Raw genomic sequence first — 18,574 nt, forward strand, 5'->3', positions numbered from 1 at the left:
CTCACTCAACCCTCTCCTTGTGGGAGAGGGTTTTATTGCCTCACTACTTGTGCGAGATCCCGAGCGACTCCGCCAGCTGCTTCGCTAACTGGTTATTATCATCCGCCCCATACTCCCAGAACATTGCGCCTGCCAGACCTTTCTCTTTGATATAGTCCGCTTTGATAGCGACGGAACGTGGATTCTCATACGAGAGGGCAAACAGATCCTTCCCGTCGGCGCCCTTCACGGAAAGCCACGGCACTTTCGCCTGGTCGTCCCAGTGTTCGGTAAAGCGCTTTTGCGGGTCGTTTAGCAGTTTCTTCACGATATCGTTGTACTTCACGTAGGTATCTTTGGTCAGGTCATAACCAAGTGATCGGAACAACCCGATCTCCTGAGGGCCGAAGTAAGGCTGTGTCACCGGATTGTTTTGCGCATCGGGCTTACTCCAGTCAATGCCCGGTTCCACAGCGCGTTTTGGCACGCGCCCATAGAAACCAATCCCAAGGTTCATCTGCTGTGGCTTCAGCCCCGCGGCCAGATAATTGTTCACCACAAAATCGACGCTGTATTTATCTGCTGCCGCCACGGTCGGCCAGGCGCTGGAGTCATACAGGTTCGCGTTAAAATACTGAGTGCCGTACGCCATGTCGTAGGTCATCAGGTTGATATAGTCGAGAAGGGGAGCAATGGCTTTCACATCGACCCAGCTTTTCGGACTTTCCGCATTGGCCCCAACCGCAATCGTGACCAGTTTTTTCTGCCCGAAGGCGGCACGCAGCTCTTTCAGCAGGAAGGTGAAGTTATCCCGGTCTGCAGGCGTGCTTGCGACCAGCCCCCATGCGCCGTTTACCGGGTACTCCCAGTCAAGGTCGATCCCGTCCAGACCGTATTTCTCAACAATCTCCTGCGCCGAGCGGATAAACACCGCGCGGCTCTCTTTGGTGGCTGCTGCGCCCGAGAAACCACGGGCACCCCAGCCCCCGACGGAAAGCAGAACGTTTAAATTCGGGTTTTGTTTACGAAGCTGTGGGATAAGCGCCAGATCGGACGCCACTTTCGGAGATAACCAGATCTGATGCAGCTTCGCCGGATCTTTCAATGCGGCGTTGGTTTCGTCTTTTTCGTTATTGTAGATAAGGCCAAACGAATAGTTCAGGTGGGTGATCTGGCGGACATCAAGCGTATTGATATCGCCGCCGGGTCCGGCAGTAACATCACCACCGCCGTTAAAGTAGCCCACGGACATCAGGGGAGTAGCGTAAGCAACTGACGCGCAAAGCAAGGGTAAAGCTGCCAGCAATGGCAAACGTTTCATAGGTGTTCCTCTTTGACAGAATAAAAATAACCACGCCACAGAAAAAGCGTGGCGAAAAAACAGCCTGAAAAGCATAGCATTGCCGCTTCGCTGGTGATGCGAGGGAGTTCACTTTATGGGGATCGGAGTGGAAATACCGGGAAAGGCGAAGCCGCCCCCCCGGCATAAAAGACTACGCCTGTGTCTCCAGCCAGTCTGCCAGCGTATACAGCGTCGCGCCTTCAGCGGCCATATCCATAAACGCCTGCGCGCTGTCCTGCGGTTGAATGTTCACCCCGCGACAGCCGTCGGTGATGACGCTGACCGTATAACCCAACTGGAGCGCGTCCAGCACGGTAAACTTCACGCAGTAGTCCGTTGCCAGACCCAGCACAATCAGCTCGGTGATTTCGTGGTGACGTAACCACGCGTCCAGCGCCGTTTTCTGACGATGTCCGTTATCGAAAAAGGCGCTGTAGCTGTCAATAGCCGGGTTTTCACCTTTATGAAACACCGCGTCGATGGCTTTCTGATTCAGCAGCGGATGTAGCGCGGCGCCTTCCGTTTGCTGCACGCAGTGATCGGGCCAGAAGGTTTGCGCCAGACCGTCGAGCTCACCCTGGCTGAAGGGTTCAACGCCGTGCTGGCTGGCAAAACTGCCATGGTTGGCCGGATGCCAGTCCTGGCTTGCGACAACGGCTTCACCGCGCGATTTACACCAGTCAATCAGGGTATTGGCCACGTCGACCGTGCTGTCACCTTCTGCGACGGCCAGTGCGCCGCCCGCGCAGAAATCATTTTGCAAATCGACCAGTAACAGGGCGCGTTGCTTCATGAGGCCTCCTTATTCGTCCGGGGTCAGTTCGCCGCGCAGGTTTTGCATCATGGCGCTGCGAATGGAGTGGATGTCCAGATCCTGACTCAGTAAATAATGAAGTTTAGTCAGTGTGGCCTCGACGGTCATATCGAATCCGCTGATCACCCCCGCATGCGCCAGAGCGTTACCGGTGGCATAGCCGCCCATATTGACCTTGCCGGACATACATTGCGTCAGGTTAACCACCACAATCCCGCGCTCGCTCGCTTCCTGCAGCTCTTTCAGGAATTCACTGTTCTGCGGCGCGTTACCCACACCGTAGGAGCGCAAAATCAGCGCTTTTACCGGCTGGCGCAGGAAGTTACGCACCACATCAGCAGAGATGCCCGGATAAATGGTTACCACACCGATCGGCTGCGGAGTGATCGGGTGAACGATCAGCTCGCCTGAGGTGGTCGGCGCAGGCGGCGTGCCCAGACGACGAATATGAATACCCGCTTCCAGCAGCGGTTGCAGGTTTGGTGAGGCGAAGGCGTCAAACCCATCGGCGTGCGCTTTGGTGGTACGGTTGCCACGATACAGACGGTTGTTGAAGAACAGCGAGACCTCGTTAATCGGGTAGTTCGCCGCCACGTAGAGGGAGTTAAGCAGGTTAATCTGTCCATCCGAGCGCAGTTCCGCCAGCGGAATTTGCGAGCCGGTGACAATCACCGGTTTGCTCAGGTTTTCCAGCATGAAGGAGAGCGCCGAGGCGGTAAAGGCCATGGTGTCGGTACCATGCAGGATCACAAAGCCGTCGTACTGGTCGTAATGGGCTTTGATGTCATCCGCGATATGCTGCCAGTCTTCCGGCGTCATGTCGGAGGAGTCCATCAGCGGCTCGTACTCGTGGATGGTAAAGTCAGGCATTTCCGGGCGGTGGAATTCCGGCATCAGGGCAAGCTGACGTTGAAGATGACCGGACACAGGAATATAGCCGTTTTCAGAGCGCTGCATCCCGATGGTACCGCCAGTGTAGGCTACATAAATCGATTTCTTCTGCATGGTAGTGATTTCTTGTTCTTCAAAAGAAAAAAATCCCCTCTTCACCGGAAGAGGGGACGGGGTTTAACGTACGTTTGCGCAGGTCAGGCAAAACGCGTAACGACTTTGTGGATCATTAAACGCCGCGAGCTTATCGCTTTCCGCTTTCATCGCTTTAGCGGCCGTGGCGACAGGCGCTGGCAGATAAGCCTGCAGCGCTTCCGGCAACATGGCGCGCACGGAGACGGACATGCTGTCCATCACCATATCGAAGAACGACGGCTCATCCTGATAGTATTCAACATGCCACTGTTTGAGCTTCGCCAGTTCGGCGGCTTTCTTCACCGCGTCATCAAAGTCACCCAGGCTGTCGACCAGGCCGTTGCTCTTCGCATCCTGCCCTGTCCAGACGTGGCCCTGAGCAATCTCGTCGATCTGCTGCGGCGTCTTCTTACGCGAGTCAGCGACCAGCGTGATAAAGCGCTTGTAGCCATTCTCAATGCTGAGCTGCATCATCTCGGACACTTCAGGTGGCAGGGATTTGGTTACCGACACATCCGCCAGCGGTGAAGTGGCCACACCATCCGTATGCACACCCAGGTAATCCAGGCTGTTCTCTACCGTGTTGATCACCCCGAAGATGCCAATTGATCCGGTCAGGGTGCTTGGGTTAGCGACGATGTAGTTAGCCGGGGTTGAGATCCAGTAACCGCCGGAAGCCGCCATGCCGCCCATGGAAACCACCACCGGTTTACCTGCTGCACGCGCAGCGGCCAGCTCGGCGCGGATCACTTCAGAGGCGCTGACGCTGCCCCCCGGGCTGTTCACACGCAGCACAATTGCTTTCACTTTCGGGTCAAGACGCGCGTCACGGATCTGCGACGCGGTGGTATCACCGCCGACGTTCCCCGGTGTCTCCTGACCGTCCATAATTGCACCATTGGCAAAGACGACCGCAACGCTGTCACCGCTCTCATCCGGTTTTTTCGCCGCGTAATCGTACATGCTGATCGCGCTGTAATTTTTATCCTCTTTGCTCCAGCCGAACTGTTTGCTCAGGGACTTTTCGATCTCCGCGCTGGTTCCCAGGGCATCGACCAGCTTGTTATCAAGCGCATATTTCGCGGTATCGCCGTCAACCTTGCGCAAGCCGTCCAGCACGCCCTGGGCACCAGGGAAGACCTGTGCAGGGGTAATCTGGCGGTTACTGGCAACCGTGGTCAGGTAGTTCTGCCACAGCTCACCAATCCAGCGGCTGTCCGCTTCACGGGCGGCAGGGGACATGTCATCACGGATGAATGGCTCAACGGCAGATTTATACGTACCGACGCGGAACACGTGGGTGGTGACCTTCAGCTTGTCGAGCAGAGATTTGTAGTAAAGCCCGTTCGTGGCAAAGCCGTGCAGGTCGACCGTACCCTGAGGTGAAAGCCAGATTTTATTGGCAAAGCTCGCCAGATAATATTGCCCCTGGCTGTAGCTGTCGCCTATTGCGATCACCGGTTTACCGCTGTCACGGAATTCACGCAGGGCTTTGCCGATGTACTGCATGGAAGGCTGGTCGGCCCCGGCAAAATCTTTCAGATCCAGCACGATACCCGTAATGTTGCGATCATCTTTTGCCTGACGAATGGTATCGACAATATCGAACAGGGAGTTTTCCTGCAGGCGGTCCGAGGTAGCGCCGAACAGCTGACGACCAATCACTCCCAGACGATTGCTGGTGGAAGGCTTATCGACAATCACGCCGGTGATGTCGAGCAGCAGCGCGCCGCGCGTCGAATGCTGTGACTGGTTTGCGTTACTGATGTGCATCCAGATGCCCGCGCAAACCAGCACCAGGAGGATGAACACGAGGTTCATCACCAGGTTGCGGACGAAATTGAGCAGTCGCCACGTCCATTTAAAGAAACCGGCAAAGATTCGCCAAAGGGTTCGCATGTATTCTCCCTAACCAGAAAATGACTGTTTCCGTCGCCACTGGACGGTAATGTTGGGTTATCGTAATGACCCAACCGCCACTTGTCAGCAGGAATCGCCTGCCAGGCTGTAACAAAATCTGCCGTCGTGTTAATTTTGTGAGTAAATTTCAAGAAAGGAGTTAACCAATGGACGCACTTGAACTGCTTGTTAACCGCCGTAGCGCGTCACGTCTGGCGGAACCTGCGCCAGCGGGTGAGCAGCTGGAGAACATTCTGCGTGCCGGTATGCGTGCGCCGGATCACGGCACACTTCAGCCGTGGCACTTCTTTATTATTGAAGGTGAAGGCCGCGAGCGCTTCAGCCAGCTGCTGGAGCAGGGGGCGGTTGCCGCCGGTCAGGATGAGAAAGGGATCGATAAAGCCCGTAACGCGCCGTTCCGTGCACCGATGATTATCGCCGTCGTGGCGAAGTGTCAGGCGGAGCATAAAGTGCCGGTCTGGGAGCAGGAGATGTCGGCGGGATGCGCGGTGATGGCGATGCAGATGGCCGCTGTTGCACAAGGCTTCAACGGTATCTGGCGTACCGGGCCACTGACTGAAAGCCCGGCGGTGCGCGACGGACTCAACTGCGGCGAGCATGACAAAATCGTCGGTTTCCTCTATCTCGGCACCCCTCAGCTTAAAGCCTCCAGCACCATTAGCGTGCCGGACACCACGCCTTTCGTCAGCCGTTTCTGATAACGCGCGCTAAACTGTCTGGATTCTGAGCATCTGCCGCAGAATTCAGACAGTCATACTTACCTCTTTAAGGAATGAGCGCTACCATAGCGCGATTGCATTGACAGGAGATGTCCATGAGCGAGCAAACCATTCGTTTAACGCAATACAGCCACGGAGCCGGTTGCGGTTGTAAAATTTCCCCCAAAGTGCTGGAAACCATCCTGCACAGCGAACAGGCGAAGTTTGTCGACCCGAACCTGCTTGTTGGCAACGAAACGCGTGACGATGCAGCGGTTTATGACTTGGGTAACGGCACCAGCATTATCAGTACCACTGACTTCTTTATGCCGATTGTCGATAACCCGTTCGATTTCGGGCGCATCGCAGCGACCAACGCCATCAGCGATATCTTCGCGATGGGCGGTAAACCGATTATGGCGATTGCGATTCTGGGCTGGCCGATCAACACCCTGGCGCCAGAAATAGCCCGCCAGGTGATTGAGGGCGGACGCTTTGCCTGCCAGCAGGCGGGGATTGCCCTGGCCGGTGGTCACTCTATTGATGCGCCGGAGCCGATCTTCGGTCTGGCGGTCACGGGCGTGGTGCCTACCGAGCGCGTCAAACGCAACAGCACCGCGCAGGCGGGTTGCAAGCTGTTCCTCACCAAGCCGCTGGGCATTGGCGTGCTGACCACCGCCGAGAAAAAATCCCTGCTGAAACCGGAACACAAAGGTCTGGCAACGGAAGTGATGTGCCAGATGAACCTGGCCGGTGCCGCTTTCGCCAATATCGACGGCGTGAAGGCGATGACAGACGTCACCGGTTTTGGCCTGTTGGGGCATCTCTCTGAAGTGTGCCAGGGCGCGGGTGTGCAGGCGCAGGTCTCGTATCAGGACGTGCCGAAGCTGCCAGGCGTGGAAGCGTACATTGCCCAGGGCGCCGTGCCGGGCGGTACTCAGCGTAACTTTGCCAGCTATGGTCATCTGATGGGCGAAATGCCTGAAGAGTGGCGTAACCTGCTGTGCGATCCGCAAACCTCGGGTGGTCTGCTGCTGGCAGTCACGCCGGAGTCAGAAGCCGAGGTGCAGGCAACGGCCGCCGAGTTTGGTATTACCCTGACGGCGATCGGCGAACTGGTGACCGCGCGCGGTGGCCGACCGATGATTGAGATCCGTTAATTCGATGCGGTTGTTTATTGCCGAAAAGCCGAGTCTGGCTCGTGCCATCGCCGATGTGCTGCCGAAGCCGCATCGCAAAGGCGACGGCTTCATTGAATGCGGTAACGGGCAGGTGGTCACCTGGTGCATTGGTCACCTGCTTGAGCAGGCACAGCCAGACGTCTACGACAGCCGCTATGCCCGCTGGAACCTCAACGATCTGCCTATCGTGCCGGAAAAATGGCGCCTGCAACCGCGCCCCTCCGTCACCAAACAGCTCAACGTCATTAAGCGCTTTCTGCATGAAGCGTCTGAAGTTGTCCACGCCGGTGACCCGGACAGGGAAGGACAACTGCTGGTGGATGAAGTGCTGGACTATCTGGAGCTGGCGCCGGAAAAACGCCAGCAGGTGCAGCGCTGCCTGATTAACGACCTCAACCCGCAGGCGGTGGAGCGGGCGATTTCGCGTCTGCGCGCCAACAGCGAGTTTATCCCGCTGTGCGTGTCCGCGCTGGCCCGTGCGCGCGCAGACTGGCTGTACGGGATCAACATGACCCGCGCCTACACGATCCTTGGGCGGAATGCCGGCTATCAGGGGGTACTCTCCGTAGGCCGCGTGCAAACGCCGGTGCTGGGGCTGGTGGTGCGCCGTGATGAAGAAATTGAAAACTTCGTCGCCAAAGATTTTTTCGAAGTGAAAGCGCACATCGTCACCCCGAAAGAGGAGCGTTTTACCGCCGTCTGGCAGCCGAGCGATGCCTGCGAATCGTATCAGGATGAAGAGGGCCGTCTGCTGCACCGTCCGCTGGCGGAGCACGTGGTCAACCGGATCACCGGTCAACCTGCCATCGTCACCAGCTATAACGATAAACGGGAATCCGAACCCGCACCGCTGCCGTTTTCACTTTCTGCCCTGCAGATTGAGGCCGCGAAGCGCTTTGGCCTGAGCGCGCAGAACGTGCTGGATATCTGCCAGAAGCTCTACGAAACCCACAAGCTCATCACCTATCCGCGTTCAGACAGCCGTTACCTGCCTGAAGAACACTTTGCCGGACGCCACGCGGTGATGAACGCCATCGGCGTGCATGCGCCGGATCTGCTGCCGCAGCCGGTCGTCAACCCGGATACCCATAACCGCTGCTGGGACGATAAAAAAGTCGATGCCCACCATGCGATCATCCCGACGGCGCGGGCCAGCAACGTCAACCTGGCGGAGAACGAAGCGAAGGTCTATAACCTGATCGCGCGTCAGTATCTGATGCAGTTCTGCCCGGACGCGGTGTTCCGCAAGTGCGTCATTGAGCTGGAGATCGCCAAAGGCAAATTTATTGCCAAAGCGCGTTTTCTGGCGGAAGCGGGCTGGCGTACGCTGCTTGGCAACAAAGAGCGTGACGAAGAGAACGACGGTACTCCGCTGCCGGTGGTGGCTAAAGACGACGAGCTGCTGTGTGAGAAAGGGGAAGTGGTAGAGCGCCAGACGCAGCCACCACGCCATTTCACCGATGCGACGCTACTCTCCGCCATGACCGGGATTGCCCGTTTTGTGCAGGACAAAGAGCTGAAAAAGATCCTGCGCGCCACTGACGGGCTGGGAACCGAAGCGACCCGCGCGGGGATCATCGAACTGCTGTTCAAGCGCGGCTTCCTGGAGAAAAAAGGGCGTTATATTCACTCTACCGAGCCGGGCAGGGCATTAATCCACTCCCTGCCGGAGCTGGCCGCCCGGCCGGATATGACGGCGCACTGGGAATCGGTGCTGACGCAAATCAGCGAGAAACAGTGCCGTTATCAGGACTTTATGCAGCCGCTGGTGGGGACGCTGTACCAGCTGATCGATCAGGCACGCAGCACGCCGGTGAAGCGGTTCAGAGGAATGGTGGCACCGGGTGGTGGTGCGAAGAAACCGTTTAAAAAGAAAAAGAGCGCGGCCTGATACCCTCGTTTTTCTCCCTCTCCCTGTGGGAGAGGGCACCCGGCCGCACGATAAACCTTAAATCACACCCTGCCCAATCATCGCGTCCGCCACCTTCACGAACCCGGCGATATTCGCACCACGCACGTAGTTGGTTTGCGAGGCCTCACCGCCGTACTCTACGCAGGCGTGGTGAATATCCAGCATGATGTGGTGCAGACGGGCATCCACTTTCTCCGCTTTCCAGCCCAGACGCGCGGCGTTTTGCGCCATCTCCAGACCGGACGTTGCCACGCCGCCGGCGTTGGCGGCTTTGCCCGGTGCAAACAGTACGCCTGCTTCCAGGAACAGATCGGTCGCCTCGATGGTGGTTGGCATATTCGCCCCTTCGGCTACCGCTTTTACGCCATTGCTGATTAAGGTGCGGGCGGCTTCAACGTCCAGTTCGTTCTGGGTTGCACACGGCAGGGCGATATCCACCGGCACGCCCCACGGTTGTTTACCCTCAAGATAGGTCAGACCAAACTCGCGGGCATAATCGGCCACGCGGCCATCGCGGCTGGCTTTAATTTCACACAGACGCGCCAGTTTCTCAGCCGTGAAGCCGGCTTCATCCACGACGGTACCGCTGGAATCAGACGCGGTGACCACGCGGGCACCAAACTGCATTGCTTTTTCGATGGCATATTGCGCCACGTTGCCGGAGCCGGAGACCGCCACGCGCATGCCTTCGAAGCCTAAGCCGTGGCGTTTCAGCATCGCTTCGGTGAAATAGACCAGACCGTAGCCGGTCGCTTCCGGGCGGATCAGGCTGCCGCCGAAGGAGAGTCCTTTGCCGGTAAAGACGCAGGCGCTGTTGTTTGAGAGCTTTTTCATCATTCCGGCCATAAAGCCCACTTCACGCCCGCCCACGCCGATATCACCGGCAGGGACGTCGGTGTCCGGGCCAAGGTGGCGATAAAGCTCGGTGATCAGCGCCTGGCAGAAACGCATCACTTCGCCTTCGCTTTTGCCTTTCGGGTCAAAATCACTGCCGCCTTTACCGCCGCCCATCGGCAGGGTAGTGAGCGCGTTTTTAAAGGTCTGCTCAAAGCCAAGGAATTTCAAAATCGACAGGTTCACTGAAGGGTGGAAGCGCATCCCGCCCTTAAACGGCCCGATAGCCGAGTTAAACTGCACGCGCCACGCGCGGTTGACCTGCACCTGATTGCGGTCGTCCACCCACGCCACGCGGAACTGGATCACGCGCTCAGGTTCGACGAGGCGCTCAAGCAAAGACATCTGACGATAACGTGGGTTTTGTTCCAGGAAGGGCCACAGGGTGGTCATTACTTCACGTACGGCCTGCGCAAACTCGCTCTGATGCGGGTCGCGCTGCTGAACATGGGTGAGAAAACTTTCCAGAGTGCATGTCTGATCCATAGATATAAGAACCTCTTATGATAATTTCCGTATGTGTCTTATACGATTTGTGTTGTTTTTTTGACTATACCACCCGTACCGCTTTGCGAAGCAAGCAGAAATTTATGTCGAAAGGGAAATTAATGACCTGTGCGGCGTCATAACCAAAAGCGATGACGAGATAAATTAAAGGTTCCGCGATGATTAACCGTTATAGTCATTATCAGGACACAACAGGAAGAGAAGTCTATGAACCGTTACGTGATGACCGCGTTATGTTTGATGCTGAGCGCTGGCGCGCAGGCTGACCGCATTCGTCCGGATGTGGAAGTGAACGTACCGCCGGAGGTCTTTAGCTCCAGCGGCCAGAGAGCGCAGCCCTGTAACCAGTGCTGCATCTATCAGGACCAGAACTACTCAGAAGGGGCGGTGGTGAAAGCGGACGGTATCCTGCTGCAGTGCCAGCGCGATGAACGCACCATCAGCACGAACCCGCTGGTCTGGCGTCGCGTAAAAGAATAAAGGCTTCCAGCAGCGGAATATCCGCCGGGGCTAAGGGGTAGTCAAACGCCTCTTCAGGCGTACACCACACCAGGGCGCTGTGGTAGTGCGCCGTTAGTTCACCGCTGAAGTGGGGCACGTGCCAGGCGTGTAAATGGATTATCCGCTGTGACACTTCCCGCTGGTGGCTTGCCACGTAGTACGATGGTTGCGCGTGGATCCCCAACTCTTCCTGCAGCTCGCGGATCAGCGCTTCGGGCTGCGTTTCTCCGGCTTCCACCTTTCCACCGGCAAACTCCCACAGGCCTGGCTGATCGGCATGCATGGGGCGCTGCGCCAGTAAAATTTTATTGTCTTTTTCGATGATTGCCGCAACGACATCGAGTGTTTTCAGCATGGTCGTCAATACTTGATAGCGAAAAACACCATATTATCGTGCCCTTTCCAGGAGTCCAGTCATCAGGAGAATCACGTGAAAGAGACATCCACCTGGGTTGCCCCGGTTGAATCCCTTCCCGCCAGCCTCAAACCTATTGCCGCCATGCAGAAAAAACACTTTGGCGCAGTGCTTAACCCCACGCGCTGGTGGGGACGTATGCCGCGCCTGTTCTGGCTGGTGGCGCTGTTTGTCGGGTTTCTGGAGCGACGCAACGCCCGCCTGACGCCGGTGCTGCGCTCGCTGCTGATGACGCGGGTATCCCAGCTCTGTCACTGTGCATTTTGCATTGATGCCAACAGCCTGCGCCTGGCCGAACGCGCGGGCGCGCTGGATAAAGTGCAGGCCGTAAGCCAGTGGCGTGACGCCGCGCTTTTCAATGAGCAGGAGCGCGCGGCGCTGGCCTACGCGGAGGCCGTCACCGCCACGCCGCCGCAGGTGGATGAGGCGCTCAAAAGCGAGCTCAAACGCCTTTTTACCGATGAGACGATTAGCGAAATGACGGCGCTGATTGCGTTTCAAAACCTTTCGGCCCGCTTTAATGCCGCCCTTGATATCCCGGCGCAGGGACTGTGCGACACGTTTAAAGGAAAGCCGCATGCTTGATCGACATATTCATCCCCGGGTAAAGCCCGCCCTTAACCGGCTGGCCTCCTGGCTGGATAAACCCGGCATCACGCCCGATGGCTTAACGTTAACCGGATTTGCCGCAGGCGTGCTGACGCTACCGTTTCTGGCGCTTGGCTGGTATCCGGCGGCCCTGGTCGCCATTGTGGCTAATCGCCTGCTGGATGGCCTGGACGGCGCACTGGCACGCCGCAGAGGGCTGACGGATGCGGGCGGGTTTCTGGATATCGCGCTCGATTTTCTGTTCTACGCGCTGGTGCCGTTTGGTTTTGCCCTCGCGGCCCCCGCTGAGAATGCGCTGGCCGCGGCCTGGCTACTGTTCGCCTTTATCGGAACCGGCAGCAGCTTTCTGGCCTTTGCCGCTCTGGCGGCGAAACACAATATCGATAACCCCGGCTATGCGCACAAGTCGTTTTACTATATCGGCGGATTAACGGAAGGGACGGAGACCATCGTGCTGTTTGTGTTGTGCTGCCTGTTTCCGGCGCACTTCACGCTTCTCGCGTGGGTATTTGGCGCGTTGTGCTGGCTGACCACCACAACGCGCATCTGGAGCGGGTATCTGACGCTGCGTTCACTCACGCCCTAGCGCGAACTGTCGGGTCCGCGCTCGCCAGACGACACCGGGTTTTGCGGGTGGCTGCTCCATTCGTACCAGCCACCGTCATAGACGGAGATGTTTTTCCAGCCCATCGCGCGGGCATACATAAAGCCCTCAGAGGCTCGCCAGCCGGTACCGCAATAAAAGGCCACGTGCTGTTCCGGCAGGATGTTCCAGCTTTTCCACATGGCGGCGATGTCATCGGCGCTGCGCATGGTGCCGTCCGGGTTATGGAAATCTTCCATATGGGTGGCATCGCTTCCGGCATGACCCCAGCGGGCACCGGCAATTTCACCTTTGGGTTTGATGTAGCTGTAGCCGCTGGTTTCGCCAGTAAACTCCGGCCACGAGCGAATGCTGACCAGCGAGGCATCCTGGCGATGCAGCATCCCGCGCGCCTGCGCCATATCGATCATCAGCTGTGGCTGACCGGGGAGCGGCGCGCCGAAATCGGGAGCGGGTTTGACATCAGCAGGCATCCCTCTTTCCACCGGCAGGTTGGCCTCTGACCACGCTTTCCAGCCACCATCAAGAATACGCACGTCCTTCACGCCCGCGTAGAGCATAATTTGCGCCACGCGGGCGGCGGCATAGACATCGCGACCATACAGAATGACGGTGGTATCGTGACGGATCCCGTGTTTTGCCAGCATCGCTTTCAGTTTGTCGTCAGAAACCTTATTCCACAGCGGCTCGCTTTCCACTTCGTTGGTATCAATATAATCCGCGCCGGGAATGTGGTTCAGTAGATAGAACTTCGGCGCACCCCAGGCGGCTTCAATCACTTTCCAGTCACCGGCCGGGGCGGCTGCCACCGGTTTGCCCTGCGAAAGCTGATAAATCCACTGCGGGTAAACGAGCTGTTCAAAGTGCGGCAGGCGCTGCAGACGCTCAGGGGACTGCAGGGCATCACTGAGAACGGAAACCCGGGGATAACCGGCTTTCTTCAGGCGGGCGCTCACCGCCTGGTTGTCAGCGTCACTGCCGTAGAGGGCGATAGTCGTTGTGGGGGTAAGCTGATGCTGTTTTGCCCAGCGGCCAATCTGGTCGTCGCTCATCGCGCTCAGCCAGGTGGCAGAGAGGTTAAGCGCAGCGGGCTCGTGCCCGGAGGGGGCGCTCAGCGTTTGCGGCCAGCCGTTATAAAACGCACTGGCACGGGTATCGATCGCCGCGCCGTGCTGTTCCTGAAGCTGAGCCAGTGTGAGCGAATGGGGCATATCAGCGGCCATGCAAGAGAGTGAGGCGAGGCCGCAAAGCAGGGCCAGCGCGGTCAGTTGAGAAACACGTTTCATCGAATAACCTGACGTCAGTAAAAGAGGGGGGCATTGTCGTCTCTCCTGAAAGGTAAAACATTGCGTTAGCACATTATTGCCAGCGAGAAATCTCAATCACCTCGCCACCCGGCGGAATATCTTCATCGTCATGCGTGACCAGCACCACCGGGATATTGCGTGCGCGCAGGGCATCAAACACCCATGTCCGAAAGGAGGACCGCAGTGATTTATCAAGGCGGCTAAACGGTTCGTCCAGCAACAACGCCTGTGGCTCGGCAAGCAGAGCCCGCAGCAGGCTCACCCTGGCACGCTCCCCGCCGGACAGCGTGGCCGGATCGCTGACATAGTGGCGATTTAGCCCGGCTGAATCCAGGGTCTGTTGCACCCTTTCCCGGCGTGCGCGTCCGGTTATTCGCGCCGGTAACGCCAGCAGCAGATTTTGCCCGACGCTGTACTGGTCAAACAGCAGTGCGTCCTGAAAGAGAATACCGATCCCGCGTTGCTCGACAGGCAGCCCGTCACAGCGGCGATCGTCAAGCCACAGCTCGCCCTGCGCCTGAAAGTCGTCAGACAGTGCCCCAACCATCCATGAGAACAGGGTCGATTTCCCGCTGCCGGACGGCCCCATCAGGGTGACGATTTCACCGCGAGGGACATAAAAGTTAACTTCACGGAACAGCGGCGCAATGGTGAGATTGTTGACCTTCAGCATTAACGTAATCCTCGTCGATAATGGCCTGCGAGCCGGGATAACAGTGCGGCAACGCCGAAGACGGCCCCTGTCACCAACAGAAGCCACAGCGCCCGGTTAGCCAGAATCGGGATGCTGCCGCCGCTGCTGAGCGCCACGGTTTCGGTGGTAAGGGTGCTGAAACGCCCCGCGCCGAGCCAGAGTGTTGGCATGTATTGCGCCATGCTGACCGAAAATCCGGTTGCAAACGCCAGCAGCGCGGGGCGCAACAGCAGGGGACATTTGATCAGGCAGAAGACTTTTGTCCGCCGCCAGCCAAGCGTTCTGGCCGTGAGGAGAAGCCGCGGATCGATGCGCCGCCAGGCGGGTTGCAGTATCAGCAGCATCCACGGCAACACCCACAGCAGATGACTCCAGAGCACGGCGGCGTACTGCCCGTCGATACCCAGCCATAACGCCACCCTGTATTGCCCGGAAACCAACGGCAGCGCAGGAAGGGCGAGAGGGAGCCAGACCCACAGCGCACCACGCCGCGGCCCCCATTCCAGCCAGAGCAGTATCATGATCAGGCCTATCAGGCTGGCAAGCAGGCCGAACGATAAACTGGCACGCACGGCGCTAACATCATCCCACTGGGCCAGCATCAGCAGCACTCCGGCGCAAAGCATGCCGCATGCGGGGAGGATTCCGCTGAGCATACGGGCGGGCGGCGCGAGGGGGAACGTGCGTCGCACACCTGTCAGCGCAGGCAACGTGCGACGCCACGCCTTCCAGATACCGAACCCCAGCGCCGAAAGCACGGCCAGCAGCGCGAGCATCAGCAGGCAGAGCAGCATTCCTTTCGTTTGCTGCTGCACGTCGCCCTGGGTCAGCCACTGCCAGGCCAGTACCGCCAGGGTAGGCGGATTCCCCGGCCCCAGGATAATGGCGACATCCACAACAGAGAGGGACCAGGCGAGCACCGCCAGCATTGTGGCACCCAGCGCCGGCGCGATCTCCGGGATCACCAGCCAGCACAGTCGCTGGAACCGCCCGTATCCCAGGGTTTGCAACACGACATTCTGGCGACCCAGCCGGGTTTCAGGTAACACCGCGTATATCGCCCACAGCACGAAGGCGCTCTCCTTGACGGCGAGAGTCAGCCCCAGCCCAATCCCGTAGCGATCCAACATCGGGGAGCAGCGTGTACAGAGCTGATAAAACAGACCGCCTTCGGCAAAAGTCAGCAACACGCTGGTGGCGAAAGCAACGTGGGGAACGGCCAGCAGCCACGGCAAACGGGTACACAGACGACGCCAGCGCTCACCGGGCCAGAGCGTGGTGACGAAAATCAGGGCGATAAACAGGGCGCCGAGAGTGGCAATCAGCGTGGATACCAGGGTGGCGGCGAGCGCCTGCGGGATCTGCGGGTCGTCAAACAGGCGTTGCCAGTTTCCTGCCGACAGCGCCGGCGTCAACAGCATGGCGGCGGCGGGAACAAGCGGCAGATACACTGCCGCCATCGCCAGCCAGATGAGTGCGCTCAGCGGGTGCCGTAACGACGCAGCCATTCCTGCTCCAGCGCGTTAACCCAGGCTGCGTGTGGCTCCGCAAGCATCCGCGGAAGCCCTTGTGGCGTGTGGGCCTGAAGCTGTTTTGCTTCATCTGCGGGCAGCGTGTTTGCCTGCAGTACGCTCGGATCGCCCCAGATAGTCGGGTCGGCTTTGCGGATCTGCGCCTGAGGTGAAAGCAGGAAATTGGCAACCACCCTGGCCCCCGCACTGGCGCTGGCGTTCGCCGGGATGGCAACAAAATGAACGTTGCCGATCATCCCGTTGTGAAAACCAAAGCTGTAGCTGTCGGCAGGCAGTTCACCGCTGGCCACTTTTTGCAGCGCATGTGCCGGGTTAAAGGTCAGCGACAGGCTCAGACTGCCGCGGGCGAGCAGGGTATCCATCCGCGCAGGTGAAGGCGGGAAATCTTTTCCTTCTCGCCACAGCAGCGGGTGGAGTTTGTCGAGGTAGTCCCAGAGCGGCGCGGTAACCTGTGCAAAGGTGTCATCGGGCGCGCGTTTCAGCGCATCGGGCCGGGAGGTGAGCGTGAGAAGCAACTGTTCCAGAAACGCGGTGCCGGTAAAATCAGGCGGACGAGGATAGCTGATTTTACCCGGATGCTGCTGCGCCCAGGCCAGTAATGCCTGCGGGTCTGATGGCGGAGTCGGCATGCTCGCTTTGCGGGCGATAAAAGTGAGCTGCGCGCCACCCCACGGAGATTCTGCACCCTCGGTTGGCAGGGCGAAATCTTCCGTGACCGGTTTGCCCGTGTCGACATAGCGCCAGTTAGGCAGCGTCTGTGCCCATCCGGTTTGCAGCAGGTTAGCCTCCTTCAGCGTGCGGAAATTCTCACCGTTAACCCACAAAAGGTCCACCGAGCCATGGGTCTTACGCCCGGCGGCAGCTTCTGTCTGGATCCGTTTTACCGCATCCGCCGCATCGGCCAGGTGGACAATGTTGAGGTTGATCGCGTAGTGCGTTTTCATCTCGCCGCTGACCCAGTCGAGGTAGCGGTAAACCGCCTGATCGCCTCCCCAGGCGTTAAACCAGACGGTCTGGCCTTTGGCCTGTTGTTGGATAACGTGCCAGCTGTCGGCGGCACACAGAGGAGTGGTCAGCAGCAGACCGGTCAGAAACGCGCAAAAACGCACACGGCGCATAATGCCTCACTTTTTAAACGAAGAGGGGAGTCGGGAAAACAGCCATCGACTCATCAGCGGTAATAACCCCAGTAGTGTAAAGGCTAACAGCATGCCCGGCGACAGAATATCGCGCAGCGAGGTGATTTTTCCCAGCTCGCGGCCGGCGTTGAGGAAGATAACCGTTGCGGGCAGCATGGCGAGCTGGCTGACCCACCAGTACCGACGCACCCCAATGCGGGTCAGCCCCATCAGCAGATTGACCAGAAAAAACGGGAACAACGGCATCATGCGCAGGGCGAATAGATACCCAGCGCCGTCACGCGCCATCCCGGCGTTCACCGTTTTCATCTGTTGGGCAAACCGTCGCTGAACCCAGTCGCGCAGCAGATAACGGCTGGCGAGCATCGCGAGCGTGGCACCGAGCGTGGAGGCAAACGACACCAGCAGCGTCCCCTTCCACAGCGTAAATAGCGCGCCGCCCAGCAGGGTCAGTATCGCGGCACCGGGGATAGAGAGGGCGGAAACCACCACATAGAGCGCAAAAAAGATCAGCGCACTTTGCTGCGGGGCGTGTTCGATGCAGGCGAGCAAGGTCTGCTGATGCGTTTTGATGGTTTCAAGAGAGAGCGTGCCCGGAGGAAGAGTGAGCCACGTCAGCATAAAGGCGCCCAGCAGGGCGCACAATACGACAATTTTTCGAATGTTCACACGGGGTTACAGCTTGAATTTCGCCCACACCGGCGCGTGGTCCGACGGTTTTTCCATGCTGCGGATATCGTAGTCGATCCCGGTTTCAATGCAGCGTTCCGCCAGCGGGGAGCTTGCCAGCAGCAGGTCTATGCGCAGCCCGCGGTTGTCATCAAATCCTTTTGAGCGGTAATCGAACCATGAGAAGCGATCCTGGGTGTCTGGGTTAGCCGTGCGGAAGGTATCCACCAGACCCCAGCTCAGCAGGCGATCCATCCACTCGCGCTCTTCCGGCAGGAATGAACATTTGCCGGTGCGCAACCAGCGTTTGCGGTTCTCTTCACCAATGCCGATATCCAGATCGGTCGGGCTAATATTCATGTCGCCCATGATCAGCACCGGATTCTCTTTGTTCAGTTCGGTAGTCAGGTAATCCTGCAGATCCTGATAAAACTTCGCTTTCGCCGGGAATTTGGTCTCATGGTCACGGCTCTCCCCCTGCGGGAAATAGCCGTTGATCACGGTGATATTGCCGAGCGCTGAAGGAATTTCCGCCATGATGATCCGGCGCTGCGCTTCTTCGCCATCACCCGGGAAGCCGCGGCGGACGGAAACCGGCGTCTCTTTGGTCAGCAGGGCAACGCCGTAATGCCCTTTCTGCCCGTGATAAAAGACGTTGTAACCCAGTTTCACCACCTCTTCGAGGGGAAACATATCGTCGTGAACTTTTGTCTCCTGCAGGCCGATCACATCAGGCTGATGTTGTTCAACAATCGCTTCAAGCTGGTGAGGGCGGGCACGCAGGCCGTTGATATTAAAAGAGACAAATTTCATAGTCGCTGCCAGTGCAAG

At 58.3% G+C, this 18,574-nt stretch carries 18 protein-coding genes; 6 read left to right on the forward strand and 12 right to left on the reverse strand.

Features of this window, described 5'->3' with window-relative positions:
- Positions 1–43: 43 nt before the first annotated feature.
- From ACOTZF_RS01835 to sppA, 4 genes are all read right to left on the reverse strand, one after another.
- Positions 44–1,300 (reverse strand): glycoside hydrolase family 18 protein, encoded by a 1,257-nt coding sequence (locus tag ACOTZF_RS01835; RefSeq protein ID WP_058661054.1) that lies wholly within the window; start codon positions 1,298–1,300, stop codon positions 44–46.
- Between the two features lie 172 nt (positions 1,301–1,472).
- On the reverse strand, positions 1,473–2,114 hold the full coding sequence (gene pncA / locus ACOTZF_RS01840) for a bifunctional nicotinamidase/pyrazinamidase (protein ID WP_013097049.1): 642 nt from the start codon (positions 2,112–2,114) through the stop codon (positions 1,473–1,475).
- A 9-nt stretch (positions 2,115–2,123) separates the two neighbouring features.
- Complete coding sequence (ansA, locus tag ACOTZF_RS01845; RefSeq protein ID WP_095427205.1) at positions 2,124–3,140, reverse strand: asparaginase; 1,017 nt, start codon at positions 3,138–3,140, stop codon at positions 2,124–2,126.
- A 63-nt stretch (positions 3,141–3,203) separates the two neighbouring features.
- On the reverse strand, positions 3,204–5,060 hold the full coding sequence (gene sppA / locus ACOTZF_RS01850) for a signal peptide peptidase SppA (RefSeq protein ID WP_020690337.1): 1,857 nt from the start codon (positions 5,058–5,060) through the stop codon (positions 3,204–3,206).
- 167 nt (positions 5,061–5,227) lie between these two features.
- On the opposite strand from sppA, the gene ACOTZF_RS01855 reads away from it, so the two are divergent.
- The 3 genes from ACOTZF_RS01855 to ACOTZF_RS01865 all read left to right on the forward strand — a co-directional run bounded on the left by ACOTZF_RS01855 (position 5,228) and on the right by ACOTZF_RS01865 (position 8,851).
- The gene (locus ACOTZF_RS01855) at positions 5,228–5,779 is read left to right on the forward strand and encodes an NAD(P)H nitroreductase (protein WP_013097046.1); all 552 of its coding nucleotides are present in this window, start codon (positions 5,228–5,230) and stop codon (positions 5,777–5,779) included.
- Positions 5,780–5,895: 116 nt separating this feature from the next.
- Complete coding sequence (gene selD, locus ACOTZF_RS01860; RefSeq protein WP_129252767.1) at positions 5,896–6,939, forward strand: selenide, water dikinase SelD; 1,044 nt, start codon at positions 5,896–5,898, stop codon at positions 6,937–6,939.
- 4 nt (positions 6,940–6,943) lie between these two features.
- Complete coding sequence (locus ACOTZF_RS01865) at positions 6,944–8,851, forward strand: DNA topoisomerase III (protein WP_062934285.1); 1,908 nt, start codon at positions 6,944–6,946, stop codon at positions 8,849–8,851.
- Between the two features lie 57 nt (positions 8,852–8,908).
- On the opposite strand, the gene gdhA is transcribed toward ACOTZF_RS01865, so the two are convergent.
- The gene (gdhA, locus tag ACOTZF_RS01870) at positions 8,909–10,252 is read right to left on the reverse strand and encodes an NADP-specific glutamate dehydrogenase (RefSeq protein ID WP_013097043.1); all 1,344 of its coding nucleotides are present in this window, start codon (positions 10,250–10,252) and stop codon (positions 8,909–8,911) included.
- A 228-nt stretch (positions 10,253–10,480) separates the two neighbouring features.
- Here gdhA and ACOTZF_RS01875 point away from each other — a divergent pair, with 228 nt between their 5' ends.
- Positions 10,481–10,753: a YnjH family protein gene (locus ACOTZF_RS01875; protein WP_013097042.1), complete on the forward strand. Its 273-nt coding sequence runs from the start codon at positions 10,481–10,483 to the stop codon at positions 10,751–10,753.
- Here ACOTZF_RS01875 and ACOTZF_RS01880 read toward each other — a convergent pair.
- The gene (locus tag ACOTZF_RS01880) at positions 10,713–11,129 is read right to left on the reverse strand and encodes a pyrimidine (deoxy)nucleoside triphosphate diphosphatase (RefSeq protein ID WP_058684499.1); all 417 of its coding nucleotides are present in this window, start codon (positions 11,127–11,129) and stop codon (positions 10,713–10,715) included. The two genes, ACOTZF_RS01875 and ACOTZF_RS01880, sit on opposite strands and share 41 nt — an antisense overlap.
- Positions 11,130–11,204: 75 nt before the next feature.
- On the opposite strand from ACOTZF_RS01880, the gene ACOTZF_RS01885 reads away from it, so the two are divergent.
- Positions 11,205–11,774, forward strand: a complete 570-nt coding sequence (locus ACOTZF_RS01885) for a carboxymuconolactone decarboxylase family protein (protein WP_057071569.1) — start codon at positions 11,205–11,207, stop codon at positions 11,772–11,774.
- Positions 11,767–12,384, forward strand: coding sequence for a CDP-alcohol phosphatidyltransferase family protein (locus ACOTZF_RS01890; RefSeq protein WP_029881998.1), 618 nt, complete (start codon positions 11,767–11,769; stop codon positions 12,382–12,384). The genes ACOTZF_RS01885 and ACOTZF_RS01890 overlap by 8 nt, the downstream gene beginning before the upstream one ends.
- Here ACOTZF_RS01890 and ACOTZF_RS01895 read toward each other — a convergent pair.
- The 6 genes from ACOTZF_RS01895 to xthA form a co-directional block, all read right to left on the reverse strand.
- Positions 12,381–13,688, reverse strand: a complete 1,308-nt coding sequence (locus ACOTZF_RS01895; RefSeq protein ID WP_129252769.1) for a sulfurtransferase — start codon at positions 13,686–13,688, stop codon at positions 12,381–12,383. The genes ACOTZF_RS01890 and ACOTZF_RS01895 overlap by 4 nt on opposite strands.
- A 73-nt stretch (positions 13,689–13,761) precedes the next feature.
- Positions 13,762–14,382 carry an ATP-binding cassette domain-containing protein gene (locus tag ACOTZF_RS01900; RefSeq protein ID WP_129252771.1) on the reverse strand — a complete coding sequence of 207 codons (621 nt, stop codon included), beginning with the start codon at positions 14,380–14,382 and terminating at the stop codon, positions 13,762–13,764.
- A complete protein-coding gene (locus ACOTZF_RS01905; protein WP_129252773.1) occupies positions 14,382–15,911 on the reverse strand; it encodes a thiamine ABC transporter permease in 1,530 nt (509 codons plus the stop codon). Before ACOTZF_RS01905 ends, ACOTZF_RS01900 begins: the two co-directional genes overlap by 1 nt.
- Positions 15,884–17,044 carry an ABC transporter substrate-binding protein gene (locus tag ACOTZF_RS01910; RefSeq protein WP_421636042.1) on the reverse strand — a complete coding sequence of 387 codons (1,161 nt, stop codon included), beginning with the start codon at positions 17,042–17,044 and terminating at the stop codon, positions 15,884–15,886. The genes ACOTZF_RS01905 and ACOTZF_RS01910 overlap by 28 nt, the downstream gene beginning before the upstream one ends.
- 15 nt (positions 17,045–17,059) lie before the next feature.
- Positions 17,060–17,743: a TVP38/TMEM64 family protein gene (locus ACOTZF_RS01915; RefSeq protein WP_129252775.1), complete on the reverse strand. Its 684-nt coding sequence runs from the start codon at positions 17,741–17,743 to the stop codon at positions 17,060–17,062.
- A gap of 6 nt (positions 17,744–17,749) precedes the next feature.
- Positions 17,750–18,556, reverse strand: a complete 807-nt coding sequence (xthA, locus tag ACOTZF_RS01920; RefSeq protein WP_038979896.1) for an exodeoxyribonuclease III — start codon at positions 18,554–18,556, stop codon at positions 17,750–17,752.
- Positions 18,557–18,574 lie beyond the last annotated feature (18 nt).

The organism is Enterobacter cloacae complex sp. SHL021, assembly GCF_049237765.1.
GTDB lineage: Bacteria > Pseudomonadota > Gammaproteobacteria > Enterobacterales > Enterobacteriaceae > Enterobacter > Enterobacter cloacae.